The 17,412-nt window shown below is 57.3% G+C and carries 16 protein-coding genes; 9 read left to right on the top strand and 7 right to left on the bottom strand.

The features are described from left to right. Nucleotides 1-25: 25 nt before the first annotated feature. Nucleotides 26-1,063 (bottom strand): glycosyltransferase family 2 protein, encoded by a 1,038-nt coding sequence (locus Q0650_RS15665; RefSeq protein ID WP_298820629.1) that lies wholly within the window; start codon nucleotides 1,061-1,063, stop codon nucleotides 26-28. A gap of 131 nt (nucleotides 1,064-1,194) precedes the next feature. Continuing rightward, the gene (locus Q0650_RS15660; protein WP_298820627.1) at nucleotides 1,195-2,280 is read right to left on the bottom strand and encodes an inositol-3-phosphate synthase; all 1,086 of its coding nucleotides are present in this window, start codon (nucleotides 2,278-2,280) and stop codon (nucleotides 1,195-1,197) included. A 502-nt stretch (nucleotides 2,281-2,782) separates the two neighbouring features. On the opposite strand from Q0650_RS15660, the gene glnA reads away from it, so the two are divergent. Then, nucleotides 2,783-4,204, top strand: a complete 1,422-nt coding sequence (gene glnA / locus Q0650_RS15655; RefSeq protein WP_298820625.1) for a type I glutamate--ammonia ligase — start codon at nucleotides 2,783-2,785, stop codon at nucleotides 4,202-4,204. Nucleotides 4,205-4,338: 134 nt separating this feature from the next. Here the strand turns inward: glnA and Q0650_RS15650 are convergent, their stop codons facing one another. Together Q0650_RS15650 and Q0650_RS15645 are read right to left on the bottom strand one after the other, a co-directional pair. Next, entirely contained in the window at nucleotides 4,339-4,602 is a 264-nt protein-coding gene (locus Q0650_RS15650) for a hypothetical protein (protein ID WP_298820623.1), read from the bottom strand. A gap of 162 nt (nucleotides 4,603-4,764) precedes the next feature. Next, complete coding sequence (locus Q0650_RS15645; RefSeq protein ID WP_298820622.1) at nucleotides 4,765-5,052, bottom strand: hypothetical protein; 288 nt, start codon at nucleotides 5,050-5,052, stop codon at nucleotides 4,765-4,767. A 187-nt stretch (nucleotides 5,053-5,239) separates the two neighbouring features. Here Q0650_RS15645 and Q0650_RS15640 point away from each other — a divergent pair, with 187 nt between their 5' ends. Both Q0650_RS15640 and Q0650_RS15635 read left to right on the top strand, forming a co-directional pair. After that, nucleotides 5,240-6,181, top strand: a complete 942-nt coding sequence (locus Q0650_RS15640; protein ID WP_298820620.1) for an ABC transporter ATP-binding protein — start codon at nucleotides 5,240-5,242, stop codon at nucleotides 6,179-6,181. Between the two features lie 2 nt (nucleotides 6,182-6,183). Then, the gene (locus Q0650_RS15635; RefSeq protein ID WP_298820619.1) at nucleotides 6,184-8,445 is read left to right on the top strand and encodes an ABC transporter permease subunit; all 2,262 of its coding nucleotides are present in this window, start codon (nucleotides 6,184-6,186) and stop codon (nucleotides 8,443-8,445) included. Here the strand turns inward: Q0650_RS15635 and Q0650_RS15630 are convergent. Continuing rightward, the gene (locus Q0650_RS15630) at nucleotides 8,429-8,914 is read right to left on the bottom strand and encodes a nitroreductase/quinone reductase family protein (RefSeq protein WP_298820617.1); all 486 of its coding nucleotides are present in this window, start codon (nucleotides 8,912-8,914) and stop codon (nucleotides 8,429-8,431) included. The genes Q0650_RS15635 and Q0650_RS15630 overlap by 17 nt on opposite strands. 613 nt (nucleotides 8,915-9,527) lie before the next feature. Between Q0650_RS15630 and Q0650_RS15625 the strand changes: the two genes are divergently transcribed. From Q0650_RS15625 to Q0650_RS15615, 3 genes are all read left to right on the top strand, one after another. Beyond that, nucleotides 9,528-10,787, top strand: a complete 1,260-nt coding sequence (locus Q0650_RS15625; RefSeq protein WP_298820615.1) for an MFS transporter — start codon at nucleotides 9,528-9,530, stop codon at nucleotides 10,785-10,787. A 2-nt stretch (nucleotides 10,788-10,789) separates the two neighbouring features. Then, on the top strand, nucleotides 10,790-11,674 hold the full coding sequence (locus tag Q0650_RS15620) for an alpha/beta fold hydrolase (RefSeq protein ID WP_298820613.1): 885 nt from the start codon (nucleotides 10,790-10,792) through the stop codon (nucleotides 11,672-11,674). A 198-nt stretch (nucleotides 11,675-11,872) separates the two neighbouring features. Further along, the gene (locus tag Q0650_RS15615; RefSeq protein ID WP_298820611.1) at nucleotides 11,873-12,943 is read left to right on the top strand and encodes an STAS domain-containing protein; all 1,071 of its coding nucleotides are present in this window, start codon (nucleotides 11,873-11,875) and stop codon (nucleotides 12,941-12,943) included. Between the two features lie 193 nt (nucleotides 12,944-13,136). On the opposite strand, the gene Q0650_RS15610 is transcribed toward Q0650_RS15615, so the two are convergent. Further along, a complete protein-coding gene (locus Q0650_RS15610; RefSeq protein ID WP_298820609.1) occupies nucleotides 13,137-14,291 on the bottom strand; it encodes a glycosyltransferase in 1,155 nt (384 codons plus the stop codon). A 766-nt stretch (nucleotides 14,292-15,057) separates the two neighbouring features. Between Q0650_RS15610 and Q0650_RS15605 the strand changes: the two genes are divergently transcribed. The 3 genes from Q0650_RS15605 (at nucleotide 15,058) to Q0650_RS15595 (ending at nucleotide 16,365) form a co-directional block, all read left to right on the top strand. Then, on the top strand, nucleotides 15,058-15,252 hold the full coding sequence (locus tag Q0650_RS15605) for a DUF2892 domain-containing protein (RefSeq protein ID WP_298820607.1): 195 nt from the start codon (nucleotides 15,058-15,060) through the stop codon (nucleotides 15,250-15,252). Nucleotides 15,253-15,517: 265 nt separating this feature from the next. After that, on the top strand, nucleotides 15,518-16,018 hold the full coding sequence (locus Q0650_RS15600) for a DUF4405 domain-containing protein (protein WP_298820605.1): 501 nt from the start codon (nucleotides 15,518-15,520) through the stop codon (nucleotides 16,016-16,018). Next, nucleotides 16,015-16,365 (top strand): hypothetical protein, encoded by a 351-nt coding sequence (locus Q0650_RS15595; protein WP_298820603.1) that lies wholly within the window; start codon nucleotides 16,015-16,017, stop codon nucleotides 16,363-16,365. The genes Q0650_RS15600 and Q0650_RS15595 overlap by 4 nt, the downstream gene beginning before the upstream one ends. A 46-nt stretch (nucleotides 16,366-16,411) precedes the next feature. Here the strand turns inward: Q0650_RS15595 and Q0650_RS15590 are convergent, their stop codons facing one another. Beyond that, nucleotides 16,412-17,389: a glycosyltransferase gene (locus tag Q0650_RS15590; protein ID WP_298820601.1), complete on the bottom strand. Its 978-nt coding sequence runs from the start codon at nucleotides 17,387-17,389 to the stop codon at nucleotides 16,412-16,414. Nucleotides 17,390-17,412: the final 23 nt, after the last annotated feature.

The following is a 17,412-nucleotide window of genomic DNA, read 5'->3' as shown; positions in this document are numbered from 1 at the left end:
CGATTGTTACAAAGCCTGCCGGCTTTCAAGGTTCCTGCTCGTCGCTGATAGGTACCCCTAAGGCGCGTTCGATTCGGTCGAGGCGAGCGCTAACGTTGCGGCGCCATGCCTCTTGTTCGACCAGATTGGCCCGGGTTCGGTAAAGAATCTCTTCCTGCAAGCGGCGCACTCCGCCAACGCGATCGGCCAGCAGCCCGATCAAAAAGATGATGAGCGACATCAGCACCAGCACACTGCCAACCAGCAACGACTGATCATTCGTCGCAGATAGCAGGCTCAGGCGACGACCGATAAACACGATGGCCGCCCAACTGAGCAGAATGAAGCCGGGGATTGCGAAGAAGAGGGCAATGTAGCTGAAGACCTTTAGCGGCTCGTAAGTCGTGTAGGTGCGGGCGATAATTGCTGCCTGCCGCTTGATAAAATTCCAGTTCCCGCGATGGAGGCGCGAAGGGCGCTGAACGGGATTGGTCGTAATCGGCACTGCGACAATCGTTAACCGGCGCTTGCCGGCCTGGATCAGATTCTCGACCGTGTAGGAAAAATCTGATGTGACGAATGTGCGCAGAGCTGCCTCACGCGAGAGCGCGCGAAACCCGGAGACGGTATCGGGGATGTTGGTTTCGGAGGCCCAGCGCACGACCGCGCTGCCGACGTGTTGCAGCGCCTTTTTAAGCGGCGAGAAGTGTTCAATCTGGTGTACCTGGCGGTCGCCGATCACAATATCGGCCTTGCCGGCCAGAATCGGCGCAATCAGGTTGGGAATCTCGCTGCCGGGATACTGATTATCGGCGTCGGTATTGACAATAATATCGGCGCCCAGGCGCAGCGCCGTATCGATGCCGGTCTGATAGGCGGTAGCTAACCCTTTATTGGCGGTATGGCGCACCACGTGATCGGCGCCCGCCGCCAATGCCACGGTCACAGTATCGTCAGTGCAGCCGTCATCAATAATCAACACCTCAACCTGATCCACGCCGGGGATATGGCGCGGCACGGCGCGAACGACCTCGGCGATAGTATCACGCTCGTTGAGGGCTGGAATCTGCACGATCAGTTTCATGCCAGTCCTGTTCAGTGAAAGGTGACGCAAAGAGGCGCCGATGTGAAGTCAGGCAACGCATCAGCGTAAAGTCCTGAGGATCGCTCATGTCGTCCAATTCCTTCACATTGCCCCATCTTTGCGTCGCTGTCTCACTTTGCTCCGATCTCGCCGCGAATGAAGCGTTCGGTAAGATCGCGCGCCTCGTAATCGGTAAACTGGCGCGGTGGCGTCTTCATGAAATAGCTGCTTGGCCCGTACAATGCGCCGCCGATCCCGCGGTCAAGGGCCAGTTTGGCGCAGCGAATGGCATCGATCACCACACCCGCCGAGTTGGGCGAATCCCACACCTCTAGTTTCAGTTCAAGGTTGAGCGGCACATCGCCGAAAGTCGTGCCTTCCATACGGATATAGCACCACTTGCGGTCACCGAGCCACGGCACATAGTCGCTCGGCCCGACGTGAACATTCTCGGCGGGCAGCTCATAACCCAACTGCGACGTGACGGCATTGGTCTTGCTAATCTTCTTGCTCTCGAGGCGTTCGCGCTCAAGCATATTGAGGAAGTCGGTATTGCCACCGAAATTTAACTGATAGGTACGATCAAGGCGGACGCCGCGTTCTTTGAAGAGCGTTGTCAGAACGCGGTGGGTGATGGTCGCGCCAACCTGGCTCTTAATATCATCGCCGATAATGGGCAAGCCCTTCTCTTCAAACCGGCGTCGCCAGTATTCCTGGCTGGCAATAAAGACGGGGATACAGTTGATGAAAGCGCAGCCGGCATCGAGCACCTGTTCGACATACCACTTGGTTGCCATCTCGCTGCCGACAGGGAGGAAATTGACGACGACATCGGTCTGCGTCTCACGCAAAATGCGCACAATGTCGTCGGTATCGCGCTTCGATTTGCGAATGACAGTGCTGAGATACTTGCCGATACCGTCGTGAGTCATCCCGCGCGAAACCGGCACACCGAGCCTTGGCACATCGGCAAAGCGATAAGTGTTATTGGGTTCGGCGAAAATCGCCTCAGCCAGATCGCGATCGACTTTGGTATCGGCGATGTCAAACGCAGCCGAAAACTCGATATCGCCGATGTGATAACCGCCCAGATTGACGTGCATCAGTCCGGGGATGTCATCGCCATCACGGGCATTGCGGTAGTAGTGAACCCCTTGCACCAGAGAAGAGGCGCAATTGCCAACACCAATAATCGCAACGCGGATTTTCTTGCTCACAGCGCTTTGTTCCTTTCAACACGGTTTCTTGCGACAACAGCCGCGACGTGGCGGCGTGGATCGACTTGCCATTGTACTCTCGTCGCGGCGCTTTGTAAAATGACTCACAGATGAGACCTCGCTTAGATAAAGCATCCAATCTGAAGCTGGTCAGGATTGTACCCTCTCACCGTAGCCAACCGGTCAGCCGATTGTTAAACTAATTTCAGGTGCAGATGTTGCACAGTGCCTGCGCAGGCATCGTGGCCGACACTGAGGTGGCCTGGCTGCCCGGAAATCCGGTTTGTTGATGCGAAGTCGCATTGATGTTAACCGGTTCTGGCATCTGTCAGGATGGTCACATTCACATGCGCATTACACGCCTCTCTGCCAGAGAGGTTTACAGGAAGCATACGACGCCGCTGGTCATCATTATACCGCGGCGTCGTTGCCTGTTTCAGGACCACGTTCGTTCTGGAGGACCGCGTTCGTTCTTCGTAGTAGATGCAAGGAGCAGTATCTCATGGCTATGGATGCAAAAGACGTAATCGACCTGATCAAAGCCAAAGGAATTCAAATTGTTGATACGCGCTTCACCGATCTCTTCGGTGGATGGCAGCACTATTCATTGCCGGCTTCACGACTGACCGAGGACATGATTCGGGAAGGATTGGGCTTTGACGGCTCGTCGATCAAGGGCTTTCAGGCTATCAATGAGAGCGACATGTTAATGTTGCCCGATCCGTCAACTGCTTTCGTTGATCCGACGCTCAAGGTGCCAACGCTGGTGTTGATCTGCGACATTATCGACCCGATCACGCGCCAGCCCTATACACGCGACCCGCGCACGGTTGCCAAGAAGGCTGAGGCATACCTGAAGACGACCGGAATTGCCGATACGGCCTACTTCGGACCGGAAGCCGAGTTCTTCCTCTTCAGCGATGTGCGGTTCGGGCAGGCTGCCAATCACGGCTTCTACTACATCGACAGCCCTGAAGCGGTCTGGAACACCGGCGCGGAGGTGCCCGGCGGCAACAAAGGCTATCGCATTCGCCACAAAGAGGGCTATTTCCCGGTGCCGCCGACCGATACCTTGCAAGACATCCGTTCAGAGATGATCTTGAAGATGATGGAGATCGGGATCGAGATCGAGCTCCATCACCACGAGGTTGCGACTGCCGGCCAGTGCGAGATCGACATGCGGTTCGACTCGCTGGTAAACATGGCCGACAAGGTGCAGAAATACAAGTACATCGTGCGCAATGTGGCTCGGGCCCACGGCTACAGCGCGACCTTCATGCCCAAGCCAATCTTTGGCGATAATGGATCGGGCATGCACACCCACCAGAGCCTGTGGAAGGATGGGGAACCGCTCTTCTTCGACGAAACGCAATACGCCCTGCTCTCGAAGACGGCGCAATACTACATCGGTGGCATTCTCAAGCACGCTCCGGCGTTGCTGGCAATCTGCGCGCCGACGACCAATAGCTACCGACGGTTGGTTCCCGGCTTTGAAGCGCCGATCAACCTGGTCTACTCGATGCGCAACCGCTCGGCGGCGATCCGAATTCCAACGTACAGCTCGTCGCCGAAGGCGCGCCGAATCGAATTCCGCGCTCCCGATGCGATGTGTAACCCGTACCTGGCCTTCGCTGCCATGATGATGGCCGGTCTCGATGGTATTCAGAACAAGATTGAGCCGCCGCCGCCGCTAGATGTGGACATCTATGAACTCTCACCGGAAGAGAAGGCGGACATCCGCGGCACGCCGGGTTCGCTCAACGAAGCGCTTAACGCGCTTGAGCAGGATTATCATTTCCTGTTGAAGGGTGGCGTTTTCACGACTGACCTGCTCGAAACCTATATCGAGACCAAGCGCAAAGAGGCTGTTGGGATTGCGCTGCGTCCGCACCCGTATGAGTTTATGATGTATTACGATGCGTAGAGCGACTGGGGCGCGACCACGCCGCGCTCCACCAGAAATTGCCATCACAAAAGGGCACGGTCATGCCGTGCCCTTTTGGTGTCTGCTCACCGTTGTCATGATGCCGATCCAGATTGTGCATCATTGTGTCACGCTCAGCGCGCCCGCTTACGCCCGCGCGCGCCGATCAGCAGCAGCGCGGCCAGCAGAATGGTAGAGACGCCGATAAACAGCGCTGCCGTATCAATCGTGATCGCCCCACTGCGCACGAACGTGCCGAAACCAGGAATCATCCACACCAGCCAGCTACACACGATCACGGCCCGTTGCTCGATTGACGAGAGCCGTTGTGTGCCAAGCGCCATGATTGCCGTTGCCGCCCATCCAGTCAAGCCGATCAGGATACCTTGCACTTCCATCGCTTCCTCCGCGCTGCCGCATTGCAACTACCGTTCAGCTCTCCATTGAGACTGACGGGAGCCATCGGTCGCTCATGATGGCTATCTGCTCGCATCATAGCAGAGGATTTGGATGATTTCAACAACTAAAACGCTGCATGATTTGTGCAAAATGTCTAAATTTCACAACCGAATGAACCGGATGGTGACTGCGATCACGGTGATGATCAACACCAGCACGAGCGAGAAACGGCGGAGGCCAAGCAGGATCGGATCTGAGCGAACAAAGACTTCGGCATCGGGAAAGAACTGAGCCAGATGGAGTAATCCGAGCACGATGATGATAAGCGTCAGCACCAGACTGCCGGTCAGCAGCCAGGCAAAGCAGAGCAGCGCCGTGATACCGACAATACTCCAGTAGGTCAGATGGTTGCCCATATCTGGGCCGTTACTGCGTTGAGGTTCATCCATATCATACTCCGCCATTCTGTGGAAATCTATCTTGCAGTATACCTGAATTGGGCTGGCGCAGGAAGGTAAAGGTCGATCCGGTTTGGCGGAATGTACGGTTCACAGGCTGCCAATGGTTACACAGTCGGGCTACAATACCAAGGGGTGCTATGAGCGCCGACAATGCCGCTATTCAGGTAGGCAGGATATGATTGAAGCCATTCATCTCAGCAAGCAATTCGGTGATTTTGTCGCAGTTCGTGACCTCGATCTGATCGTGCAGCCTGGTGAACTGGTCGCGCTGTTAGGGCCAAATGGCGCCGGCAAGACGACTACGGTGCGTATGCTGGCGGCAATTTTGCCGCCGAGCAGTGGGCAAGCGCGTATTTGCGGACACGATGTTGCGCGCGATGCCCCCCGCGTGCGCGGTATGGTCGGTCTGCTGACCGAATATCCCGGTTTGTACGGGCGGATGGCAGCGCTTGAGTATCTGGCTTTCTTCGGCGCGTTGCTCGGTCTTGAGGCCAGGCAGTGCCGTCAGCGCAGTGAAATGCTCTTGCGCCAGTTTGGCCTGTGGGAAGTGCGCGATCGCCATCTTGAGAGTTTTTCCAAGGGCATGCGCCAGAAAATGGCGTTGATCCGCGCCATGATCCACGATCCACCGGTGCTGTTTCTCGATGAGCCGACGACGGCGATGGATCCGCAGAGCGCGCGCACGGTGCGCGACGCAATCGGTGAATTGCGCAGCGCAAAGCGCAGTATCTTGCTGACCACCCATAATCTCAGCGAAGCAGAGGAGCTAGCCGATCGGATTGCGATTATTCGCGGCGGGCAGATCATTGCCGCCGGCACGTTTGCTGAGCTGAGTCAGCAGTTGCTCGGTGAGCCGACCTTTGAACTGGCGCTCGCGCGATCAACCGATCTGGATCGGGCGCTGATGATCACTCGCGATCTGGTTGCTGCGCAACCTGTTGGCGCCGATCGATTGGTCTGGCAAACTGGCGAACCTCATCTGCTCAATCCAGTTATTCTGGAGCGTTTGCTAACTGCCGGGATTGCGGTCTACCGCCTGGCCGAGCGACCGCGTCGGCTGGAAGACCTGTATTTGCGGATCGTTGCCGAAGATGAAGCGCTCCCCGCGACACGGTGACAATGATGAAACGATTTTCGCTCTCTCGATCGGTTTCGGCGACCAGTACTGCCCGTTCTCTGCCGGCGTGGTGGGTCATTACCAGGCGCGAGCTGCGTGATACCTTGACCGATTGGCGCCTGCTGATCCCGCTCATTATGCTGGCGCTGGCGTTGCCGCTCCTGGTTGCCTCGGCCATGCTGGTCTTTATCCGGTTTACCGAACAGCTTGAACTTGCCACTCAGATCGTGCCGTTTGCTATCCTGCTGGTTGGTTTCTTGCCCGCCGGTTTTTCGCTCATTCTGGCGCTCGAGTCGTTTGCAGGCGAACGCGAACGGCAGACACTGGAGACGTTGCTGGCCATGCCGCTGGGTGATCGTGAGCTGTATCTGGCGAAGCTGGTGGCGGCGCTGGCACTACCGTTGCTAGGCACGCTGCTCAGTCAACTGGTCTTTAGCGCGATCCTCTGGCTCTTTGCGGTAGATGTGGCGTTGGTCGCGTTTCAGCCATTGCGTGTGATGTTGTTGCTGGCGCTGGTGATGACTATGGCGCTGGTGATGGTCAGCGGCGCAGTTATCATCTCGTCGCACGTGATGACGGTGCGGGCGGCAAGTCTGCTCTCTAGCCTGATTTTGGTGCCATTGGCGCTGATCGTGCAATTGATCGCGTTCCTCATCGTGGGCGAACGCTGGGATCTGGTGGTAGCAGTCTGGTTAGGTTTGAATGCGCTGGTTGTGCTGCTAGTGCAGACCGGTATGCGTTCCTTCAGTCGCGAAGAGTTGCTGGCGCGCGAGCAGCTCCGACGGCCCTGGTTTGGACTCCGTCCTCGGCGGCAGATTACGTGGTTTCACGGCGGCCCGATTTGGGTGATTGCCCGACGTGAAATGATCGAGATCACCCGCGATTGGCGCTCGATGATGCTGCTCGTTTTTCTAACCATTTTGATGCCAACGGGGTTGGTCGCCGGTATTCATGCGCTCTTGCCCCGCCTTGACGATCCGCTGGCAATCGCGCCACTGATTCCATTCGGTGGCGTGCTGGCTGGTTTTGTGCCGATCAGTTTTGCGCTGGTCGCCGCACTCGAGTCATTCGTCGGCGAGCGGGAACGCAATACGCTTGAGTCGCTCTGCGCATTACCGGTTTCGGATCGTCAACTCTTTCTTGGCAAACTGGTCGGTACGCTCACCATTCCACTTGTGACCGGGCTGGCGACGCAATATCTCTTCTATGGGATGGTAGCGTTTGGTCTGCCGGCGTTGTATACCGATAGTATGTCACCTGACTTGTTGATGCAGATGGGCTTGCTTACGGTAACGGTGGCGTTAGCGCTGGTGACCGGCGCTGTCAGTCTCTCGATCCATGCCGGCAGCGTGCGCGAAGCATCGCTGCTGGCGTCGGGTATTCTGCTGCCAACCACTGCGCTCTTGCAGACGCAAGCGCCGTATTTCATCGCGCGTCGGTTTGATGTGATCTGGCTGGCGATGCTGGCGATATTTGTGATCGGATTGGCGTTTCTCCGCAGCGGTTTGCAAACGTTTCGGCGGGCGGCCATCTTTTCGCGCAGCCGCGAGGAGATTGGTTTGCGCCGACTCTGGCAGGTTTTCCGTCGTTTCTTCAACGAGTATCAACCGGCGGGAACGCCACTCTATGCCTATGCTGGATTGCCCTTCTCGCCAGTTCGCTTTTACCGCTACGAATTGCTGGCTTTGCTGCGCGAGTTGCGGCTGCCGCTGGCAGTAAGCCTCCTGGCGGCGATTGGTGGGTTTGGTTTCGGGTGGATTCAGGCGCGGGTCGTCGTGTTTCCAGCAGTTGAACGCGCGCTTGATCTGATTGCAGTTGGCCCGGCGCCTTCGCTGTTGCTGGCATTGTTTGTCTTCTTCAACAACCTGCGGGTGTCCATTTTGTCGAATCTGCTGGCGCCAGTGAGCCTTGGGGTCTTTCCATTTCTGGTGCCGGCAACAGTCTTTGCCCAGATTGGCTATGTCTGTGGCCGCTTGATCGAACGCGGTGGGGTGGGGCTGGATAGTCCGATTGCTTTTCTGGTCGCTTACCTGTTGCCGCACGGCATCATCGAACTGCCAGTCTTCATGATCAGTGCCGCGTTGGGTTTGCGCATGGGAGCGGCCTTGCTGACCGCTCCAGGCGAGTTTACGGTGGGCGAGAATCTGCTCTGGGCAGTGGCGCAGGCGGTGAAGGTCTGGCTCTTGCTGATTGCGCCGCTGGTGTTACTGGCGGCGCTGGTCGAAGGGTTGCTCACGCCGCTGGTGATCATGTGGGTGTATTGATGTCAAGCACGATAATCGGCACTGTTCGTTTTGCCCGCCGCGCATATGCGGCAAAGCCAGGGTAATAACGCGCCGCTCGCTCCCACAACTCGATATACTCGATGCCGGTCGCCTCGCGTGCCCGACAGGTATAAGTGTGGCCGTAGATATTCACTTTGGCCTCAGGATTCGCGCGGAGATTGTAGTACCAGCCAGGAAGTTGGGCGCGACCAAAATTTGAGGCCACGATCACGACTCGACTCCCATCGGGCAGGAAGAGTAGCGGCGCGCGACGCTGCTTCCCGCTGCGGGCACCGGTTGTGATTAAGACCAGGGTTGGATAGACGAGCGAGACGACTCCGAATCGGCCTCCACTGACCCGTAACACAAGGCGATCGAGCGGTTGCACGCATGCGCGCGCGAACCATGCGCCGGCTCGAGTCGATGATATACGGGCGATCATGAGCTGGAACTGACGGAAGATGCGCATATTGGCAGAAGCTACCGGCAAAGGCAGCAGTGATGTGAAAGGCGATGGACAAGTTGCCGCGTTGGTTGACAAATCTACTCAATGGGATTTCGCCTATCCCCGATAGTAACCAGGGCGCCGAGTGTAGCGACAGGGCTGGATGTCATCGTTTTACCGGTTTGCAGGCAGTTGCTTAGAGTTCGCTTTTTGTTGGCGCAACTGTAGCTTTTTGATCTAATGATACTAGTAACGCTTTCATTAAGAGGTGGCCGAATATTCTGCATCATACCATAGAACAAGTCACTGAGTTGGCTTCTGCGCGAAGCAAGGTTGCGGCTATCAATATCAGGTGGTGGGACAGAGGAGGTCTGGCGCGGCGGCGTTACCGATTCCACACAGCAGGTGATATTGCCGCAAGGCGTCTGAGTGAAAACAATGATCAGGGCGACTGGAGCGAACAAAAGTTCAAGCTTCATTATGGCAATATTTGACACAGCAAAATCTGTTATACTGGCATCTGAGCAGGCAATGTGATCGGTAGCAGACGCAGATAGCGACGTTATCGATGCGCTGTTATCGCGGCCTGCCACGTGGTCTGATTTGAGTATCACCCCATCAGTACGGAGCAGGCGTCGTGTTTCCAAGCCCCGTTGATCAAGCCGCAGTCACCCGCCGTATCATCGGCACACTATTCGTGGCGCAAAGTTTAGCTTCAGCCGCCTTCATCGCCAATATCGCGGTTAACGCCATCGCCGGCGCGCAATTGAGTGGCAACGATGCGCTGGCCGGTCTGCCGGCAACTCTGATGCTGGCCGGGGCAGCGCTGTCGGCCTATCCATCGGGTCGGGCGATGCAACAGTTTGGCCGGCGCCCCGGCCTGATTATCGGGATGCTCCTGGGCATCGGCGGGATGCTGATCGACGGTATTGCCGTGCTCAATCAGTCGTTTTTCCTCTTTCTGTGCGGACTGTTCCTGGTTGGCACAGCGCGTGGCATCACCGATCAGAGCCGCTATGCCGCTGCCGATGCCGTGATGCCGGATCGGCGGGCCGGCGCAATCAGCACCGTCGTGTTTGCCGGCACGATTGGGGCCGTTGGCGGGCCATTACTGGTTGGGCCGTTAGGCCAGCTCGCGGCAGCGCGTGGATTACCCGAATTGACCGGCCCTATGTTCGGTGGCGCATTGCTCTTTGCGGTAGCCGCGTCGGCCTTGTTTCTATTTTTACGACCCGATCCGCGTCTGCTCTCGTTGCGTGTGGCAGCCAAAGCATCGACTACCATCGTTACGCCACCTGCTTCAGCGCGGTCGTTATCAATAATTTTGCAATTGTCACTCGCGCGGCTCGGTCTGATCAGTATGGTGCTGGGACAAGTGGTCATGGTGCTGGTGATGAGCGTCACCTCGTTGCACATGAGCCACCATGCGCACGGTCTTGACAGCATCTCATTGGTGATCGGCGCACACACGTTCGGCATGTACGGATTGTCGATGTTTACGGGGCGGGTGGCCGACCGGTTGGGGCGCTCACTCACTATCATTCTCGGCGCGTTAATGTTGATTGCCGGGGCGCTGATTGCGCCAGCTTCGCTGCTAACACCATGGCTGGCATTAGGGCTGTTCCTGGTGGGATTGGGCTGGAATTTTTGCTACATCGCCGGATCATCACTGCTGGCCGATGCCATCACTCCGGCTGAGCGTGGTTCGACGCAGGGTATGAGTGATCTCCTTGTCAATCTCGGTTCAGCGTTCGGTAGCTTGAGTAGTGGTTTTATCCTGTCCGGATTGGGGTATCTGTTGCTGTGCCTGTTTGGGGCGGTGCTGAGCCTGATCCCGTTGAGCGCAGCGCTCTGGTGGGGGCAGCCATCTCGCCGGGTTGTGGCCGGAGCTGATTGACGATGACGATCAAACCATTTCCAACGTTCTGGACTGCTCTCCGGCAGCCGCCGGCCTGTCGTCTCTTGTGTCGGCTACGCCGGATTCATGACCATCCCGACAGCCATCGCAGTCCGATACTGCTGATCCATGGGTTCCCCGACTCGGAACGCATGTTTGACACCTATGTGACTCCAGACGAACGCAAGCGGGACTGGCTGCGCGGGCGCAATATTTATGCGATTGCTTTACCTAACCGGCGCACCAATCCTTCCTGGCCATCGCTGGCCGATCTGCGTCGGGGAAGGCTGGCGCGCGAAGTGGCGGCGTTGATCGACGCGGTGATTGCTGCCAGTCCGACCGGCAAGGTGGTGATTATCGCTCACGATTGGGGCGCAACACTGACCTGGGCGCTGGTGCGACGGCGACCCGATGTGCCAATCGAGAAGATGGTGGCACTTTCGGTAGGATCGTCGTTTCGCTACGATTGGGCCGAACATGGGTTGCGGGCGCTGGCGTGGCTGTACAGCGTGCTCTTTGGTCTGCCCTATTACCTGCCACCGGCGCGACATCTGACCGCAGCCATGCTTATGCTCGGTGGCTACCGCGCGCCAGACGCTGCCAATGCCGCCTGTGATAGTTTTCATTACTGGGATTGGCCATTAACATTGATGCGGTTGCCGCTACGACTGATTGGCTATGGAAGACAACCTCCATTCACCGATATTCGCTTTCCCGTCCTCTTTATGCGTTGTCCGCTCGATCGGATCGCGTCAACTGCCGGTTTCGAACTGGCATTGCAACAGCGACCAGATTGCCAGGTGCATCTCACCGCCAACCCGCACTGGTTTCCCGAGCAGCGACCGGAAGAGGTATTGCGGCTGATCAGGCCGTTTTTAGCCGGGTGAATCATTCCTCAAGGCTCGCGCGTAGATATGATATGAATGGTGACAATGCGCTACAATGCCGGTAGTACATTGTCTTATTTGGACATTGTCCCGATCATTCATGCGTCTACGAACGATAACTATCTGTGTTTTCAGGCACAATAATCCAGAATGGTGGTCACTGCGATGCATTCTTGGTCATGGAGTAACCTTATAACAGTGCCTCTCTCTGATCCTGAACTGCGGCGGCGTGGACAGAACTTGATGGTGATTGGGCTTGTTCTTATCCTTCTGACGCTGCTATCAATCCCTCTGGTTTTGATCCAACCCGATCCGATACCGCAATTAATTTCCTCGCTTATCGGGTTAGCGCTACTGATTGCAATCATGGTGTTGACTCGCTCAGGTCGGGTAGATCAGGCAACAATAGGCTTAATTATCGTTCTGGTGGGCAGTTTTGCCCTGATCCCCTTCGGTACCGGTCAAATCGGTCTGGTACCGGTCTTTGCCGTAGTCGCGGTGGTCACGGCGGCGGTAGTTGGGCGGGTATCCCATGTTGTTCTGTCCGTGCTCGCGAGCGTCGCCGGTTCGATCGGGCAGTGGCTGGCGCTGGCCGGTCAGGCTCAAGACTCACCTGGCCCCGGTGAAGTGGTAGTCGTTGGCGTATTGCTCACAGTGGCATGCGGTGTGATAGCCGGGATTGGTACCCGAAGTGTGCAACACGCCATCGCACTGGCAACTGCGGCGCAGGCCAGAGCCGAAGAGTTGGCCCGGCGGTTGGGTGAGACCAATCAGGCGCTCGAACTGCGCGTGATTGAACGCACAGCGGCGTTGCAGGCTGCCCTGGCTGAGAGTGAGCAGCGGCAGCGAGCGTTATCTGCGGCTTTGAGCGAAAATGAACGACAGCGGCGCGAGATTCAGGCCCTGAGTGTGCCGATTCTGGCCGTTCACGACGACATGCTGATCATGCCGCTGATTGGAGTGCTCGATAGCCAGCGGCTTGCGCTGGCCCAGCAGCGGGCACTCGAGTCACTCGAACAAAGCCGGGCGCGTTCGTTGCTGGTCGATATTACCGGTGTACCATACCTCGATCAGGAGGGGGCTAATGGCTTGATTGCGCTGGCGCGCAGCGCGCGGTTGCTGGGCGCGCGTCTGATCTTGATTGGCGTCAGTCCCGAAGTAGCGCAAACGATAGTAGGACTCGGTATCTCGTTGACCGACATCAAGATTGCGCGCGATCTGCGCGCGGCGGTACAAGAACGTCTCTTTGGTCAGTCACGCCAGAGCTGAATGTTTTTCTTTTGTTACACCCGGTCGAGCGCTCATCAGTTCCATCTGGTCGCGCTTTCTTCCAGGGCAGGAAGCAGTGACCTGAAGCGAACGACACGCGAGCGGGAAGTAGAGCGGCAGGCTGCGGCGGCAGTTGCCGCTATAAATAAGGTTCACGCGGCACAATGAGAGAAAGCCGGTAGTTTGCACCTTTTTATCCGATTCGTGGATGCGGCGCGCGGTACAGATCGAGATGGGCAGCAGCAATGGCAGTCCAGTTAAACCGGTGAGCAACGGCGCGAGCCGCAGCGCCGAGGCGCGCGCGGCTTGTTGGATTGGCGAGTAACGTTTCGATGGCAGTGGCAATTGCTTCAGGTTGAGCTGTCGCGAATTGCACCGCTTCAGCGAGGGATGCCGCAGTCGCCGCTGAGGTAGGTGGTGTGGTGACGACGACACAGCCATGAGCCAGCGCCGCCAGCAGGCTACCGCGACGCAGTGAAGCGCCATCGCGGAAAGGCAGCGCCACAATATCGCAGGCGCTCAGATGGGCAGAGACCTGATCCGGCGCAATATGGCCGGTTATGATCACCCGATCACCGAGAGCGGTTGCGATCCGTTGCTGTACCGTCGCGGCGTAGGCTCGATCGGTTGGCGCAGTGGCAGCGCCACCGATAATCAGTAATCGCCAGCCTGGATGAGTGGCGACCAGATCGAGCAGCACATCGACTCCCTTCCCCGGCGAAAGCAAGCCAAAATACCCGATCAAGGCCTCATCAGCGGCAACGCCGAGGCGCGAGCGCCATGTGGCGCGGTCAAAGTTCGGCGGCAGCATTGGCTCGATATTGGCGCCAATCGGAATGAAGCGCGGTTGCAAGCCGGCGGAGCGCAAAACCATCTCATCTTCAGGATTGGTCGCAATGACTGCGCTGGCTGTGCGGGCCGGCAACAGGGTGACCCAATCGCGCACTATCCCCGCTTTAGGGAACAGGTAAGGTGGCAGCAGATCGTGGTAGGTGATTGCAGTGGCAATCCTCGCTCGCCGCAGCAGCAGGGGAAGGAAATTGATGCCGATCTGCATGCCATAGGCGCCGGTCTGGTATTGAATGTGGCACCAATCGGGTTGGATGCGGTGTATCAGTCTCGCTAGCCGGAGAGCGGTAGTTACATCCCAGCCGGCGCGTCCTCCTGGGGCAACCAATGCCTCATCACCGGCGCCGGTTGACCGCCAGAGTTGCCATCTGCGCTGCGCGGCGGTCAGGATGAGCGCCTCGTGCCCGGCATGCGTCAGCGCTTGCGCCAGCCGTTGCGTGTAGTCGCCGATTCCTCCCGGTTGCGGCGGATATTCGCCAGTGATAAAGAGAATCCGCATCTCGTCTCCGTTGCTATTTCAACGCTGTCATACAATACCACAGCCTGACAGGCGCGTGAGAAGGTGGCCTGTTGTCAGCGAGCGTGGCTGAGCAGGCGTGAGCGGCGCGTTGTCCGGCAAGGGGTTATCTCGCGTTGGGATGAACGCGAATGGTCGGTCGATGGTGAAACTGCAAGGCGCGTGAGAAGGTGGCGCGTTGTCCGGCAAGGGGTTATCTCGCGTTGGGATGAACGCGAATGGTCGGTCGATGGTGAAACCGCAAGGCGCGTGAGAAGGTGGCGCGTTGTCCGGCAAGGGGTTATCTCGCGTTGGGATGAACGATATGATTATGATCGCCGGTCAGTAGAGAAACCAGGAGCGGCTATCGAAATTTGTGACCTGGCGTATGACCGGCAAATGCCGGCGAAGTCTGTGGATTGACGCGAGCAGCGAACCTTTGGGATTGGCAGGAGCGCCTCGCCAGCTCGCCGGTTCTGGCGTAGTCTGTCTCATCCTTTGAGGATCAGCCGGTCATTTCCGTCTTCCATGTTGGCGTGCGACTGTGCGCAGGTGCATTTTCATCCGTGACGTATCCATACTTTACTTTAATATGGCCAAATGTCGGCGAGTGGATGCTGTCCTTGCCGTGATGCTGGCAGATTGGTGATACATTTCATAAAACGCGATACGCCAGCAACGACGGCAACGTGACTTTGTCACTGATCGGTATCTCTGTATCTGCTATAGTCAGATCAGGCAAACCGTTACCGCTCAGAGGAGGAAGGTCATGACACCGAATATGGGAAATATCGATCGGATCGCGCGCGTGGTAGTGGCGCTCGTGATTGCTGTGCTGATCGTTACCAACGTCTTGTCGGGAGTACTGGCCTGGATTGGCGGGATCCTGGCGGTTGTTTTTCTCGCCACGAGCGCGATTGGTTTCTGCCCGCTCTATTTGCCATTCCGGATTCGCACCCGTTAAGGTGAGCAATTGATATTCCGAATACGTCGAGCGCGTGAAGGGCGGCCCATCGGGTCGCCCTTCACCATTGTGTAGTCACGCATGACATTGCGCTGACACGTATCAACCGACGAGCGCGATACGTATTGACGAAACCTCTGTTACCGGGTTACTCAGCGGTGATTGCGGAATCTTTCACCAATTGTGCGCGCCGTCTTCACAACTCTTTCAAATCTGCCTGATACCATCAAACCAGGTAGCAGGTATGAAAACTGGAGTGCAACCGATGAAACAAAACTGGCGCAACTTCCTGATTGATGGCGCGATGTTCATTGCCTTCTTAGTCGCAACTGCGCCCCGCTTCAGTGGACTAACGATCCACGAATGGCTCGGTCTGGCGCTGGCAGCGACGATTATCACGCACTTACTTCTTCACTGGAACTGGATTGTTACGGTCGGCAAGCGATTCTTTGCCAAAACCACGTGGCGTTCACGCTTAAATTATCTGCTGAACGCAATCCTGTTTATTGCCTTTACTGTCACTGTCGCCACCGGTATCTTCATTTCGCGCGAGGCACTGCCGATGCTGGGGTTGACGATGACACGTGATCGCGCGCTCGAGGTCTTGCACCATCAGGCATCCGATCTGACCGTGCTCGTGCTCGGCCTGCACATCGCCATCCACTGGAGCTGGATTGCAGGCATGATTCGACGCATCTTTTCACGACGTAAACCGCAGGCCCGGGCGACGATGACGCCTGCTCGTCTCGAGGAGGTGAACCAATGAAAATTATCGGTCGCATTCTCATCATTCTTGGCGTTGCCTGGCTGATCGTTATGGGAATGAACTGGTTACGGACCGAAAATGTGTTGCCGACTGACCAGTTCGCTACCACTGAAGGTTTCCGCGAGCGTGAGCGACCAAGAGGTGGAATACGGGAAGGCATCTTCTCTGCCGAAGGCAGACCGCCATTTGGTGAGCGGGACGGTCATCCTGGCGAAACCCCTTCGCTGGCCGGCGCTACTGAGATGGTCGGCACTCTGGCCAAACTGGGGATTATTACCATGATTGTGGTTGCGATTGATCTGATACTCAAGTTCTTCAACCGGCGTCGACCAAAACCGGCGACGTGAGAGGTATAGGAAGCGCTATTGGCGATGGCATAGCCCGGCTATGCCATCACGTTCGACTTTGTAGCCGTCGCCACACGCCAACCGGATAGCCAACCATTTTGGCGGTATCGCCTGCCAGTCGAATCAACGGCACCAGCGCCAGCGCGGCCAGCCGTTCGGATATGGCCCGTCCGCGCAGGCGCGGCCAGAGTCGGCGGTAGGGGCCGCGGGTGTAGGCGGCAACTCCGATCCCGACCAGAACGCCGATGGGCAGCCGCAAGCGTGGCTGCGAGATAGCAAGACTGGTCAGGGCGCTCAGCGCCAGATAGACGGCATAGCGCAAAGCATGTCGTTCTGGCCACAAACCGGCCCGGCCATCGCCGCGGGCGTAAGTGTAATACTGGTGCATAAAGGCACGCAATGTCGGTCTTGGCGCGAAATGGACGACAGCCTCGGGCACAAAAACACGGCGAAAGCCGGCTTGCTGCGCCGCCAGATCGAAGAGCAGGTCTTCGCAATGACTGGCCCATTCTGGAAACCCACCCACCGTTTCCCACACCTCTTTGCGGAAGGCCATTGATTTACCAAAGGGCAGGAAGGCTGCCGGATCAATCTCATTGCTCCGGCGATAGTTTGTTTCACCCAACACCAGCCCAAAGAGAGATCGCGGGGTAGGGTGGAAAAATCCTCCCACCAAATCGGCCTCACCCGCTTCAATTGGAGCGATAATGCGCGCCAGCCAGTGCGGATCGAGGGTAAGACCGGCATCGGTGCTGGCAATGATTGGTCCGCGCGCGTGCCGGATAGCATTATTTCGTCCCGATGAGATATTGTGTCCGCCGCGTACCAGCTTGACGTGCGGGTAACGGGCAGCATAAGCGGCTACGATTGCCGGTGTCTCATCGCTGCTTTGACAATCGTTGATCACGATCTCATCGGCGGGTCGCGTCTGCATCAGCATCGAATCGATCAGCGCGGCAATGTTATCGGCTTCGTCGCGCGCAGTGCAGATGATTGAAACGGAGCTATATCTTCGGTTCGCCATTGCCTGAATGCTTCTGGTACAAT

This window comes from uncultured Chloroflexus sp., assembly GCF_937129525.1.
In the GTDB taxonomy this organism is placed as follows: domain Bacteria; phylum Chloroflexota; class Chloroflexia; order Chloroflexales; family Chloroflexaceae; genus Chloroflexus.
The sequence above is the reverse complement of the archived record's forward strand: the minus strand, read 5'-3'. Positions and strand labels throughout refer to the sequence as shown.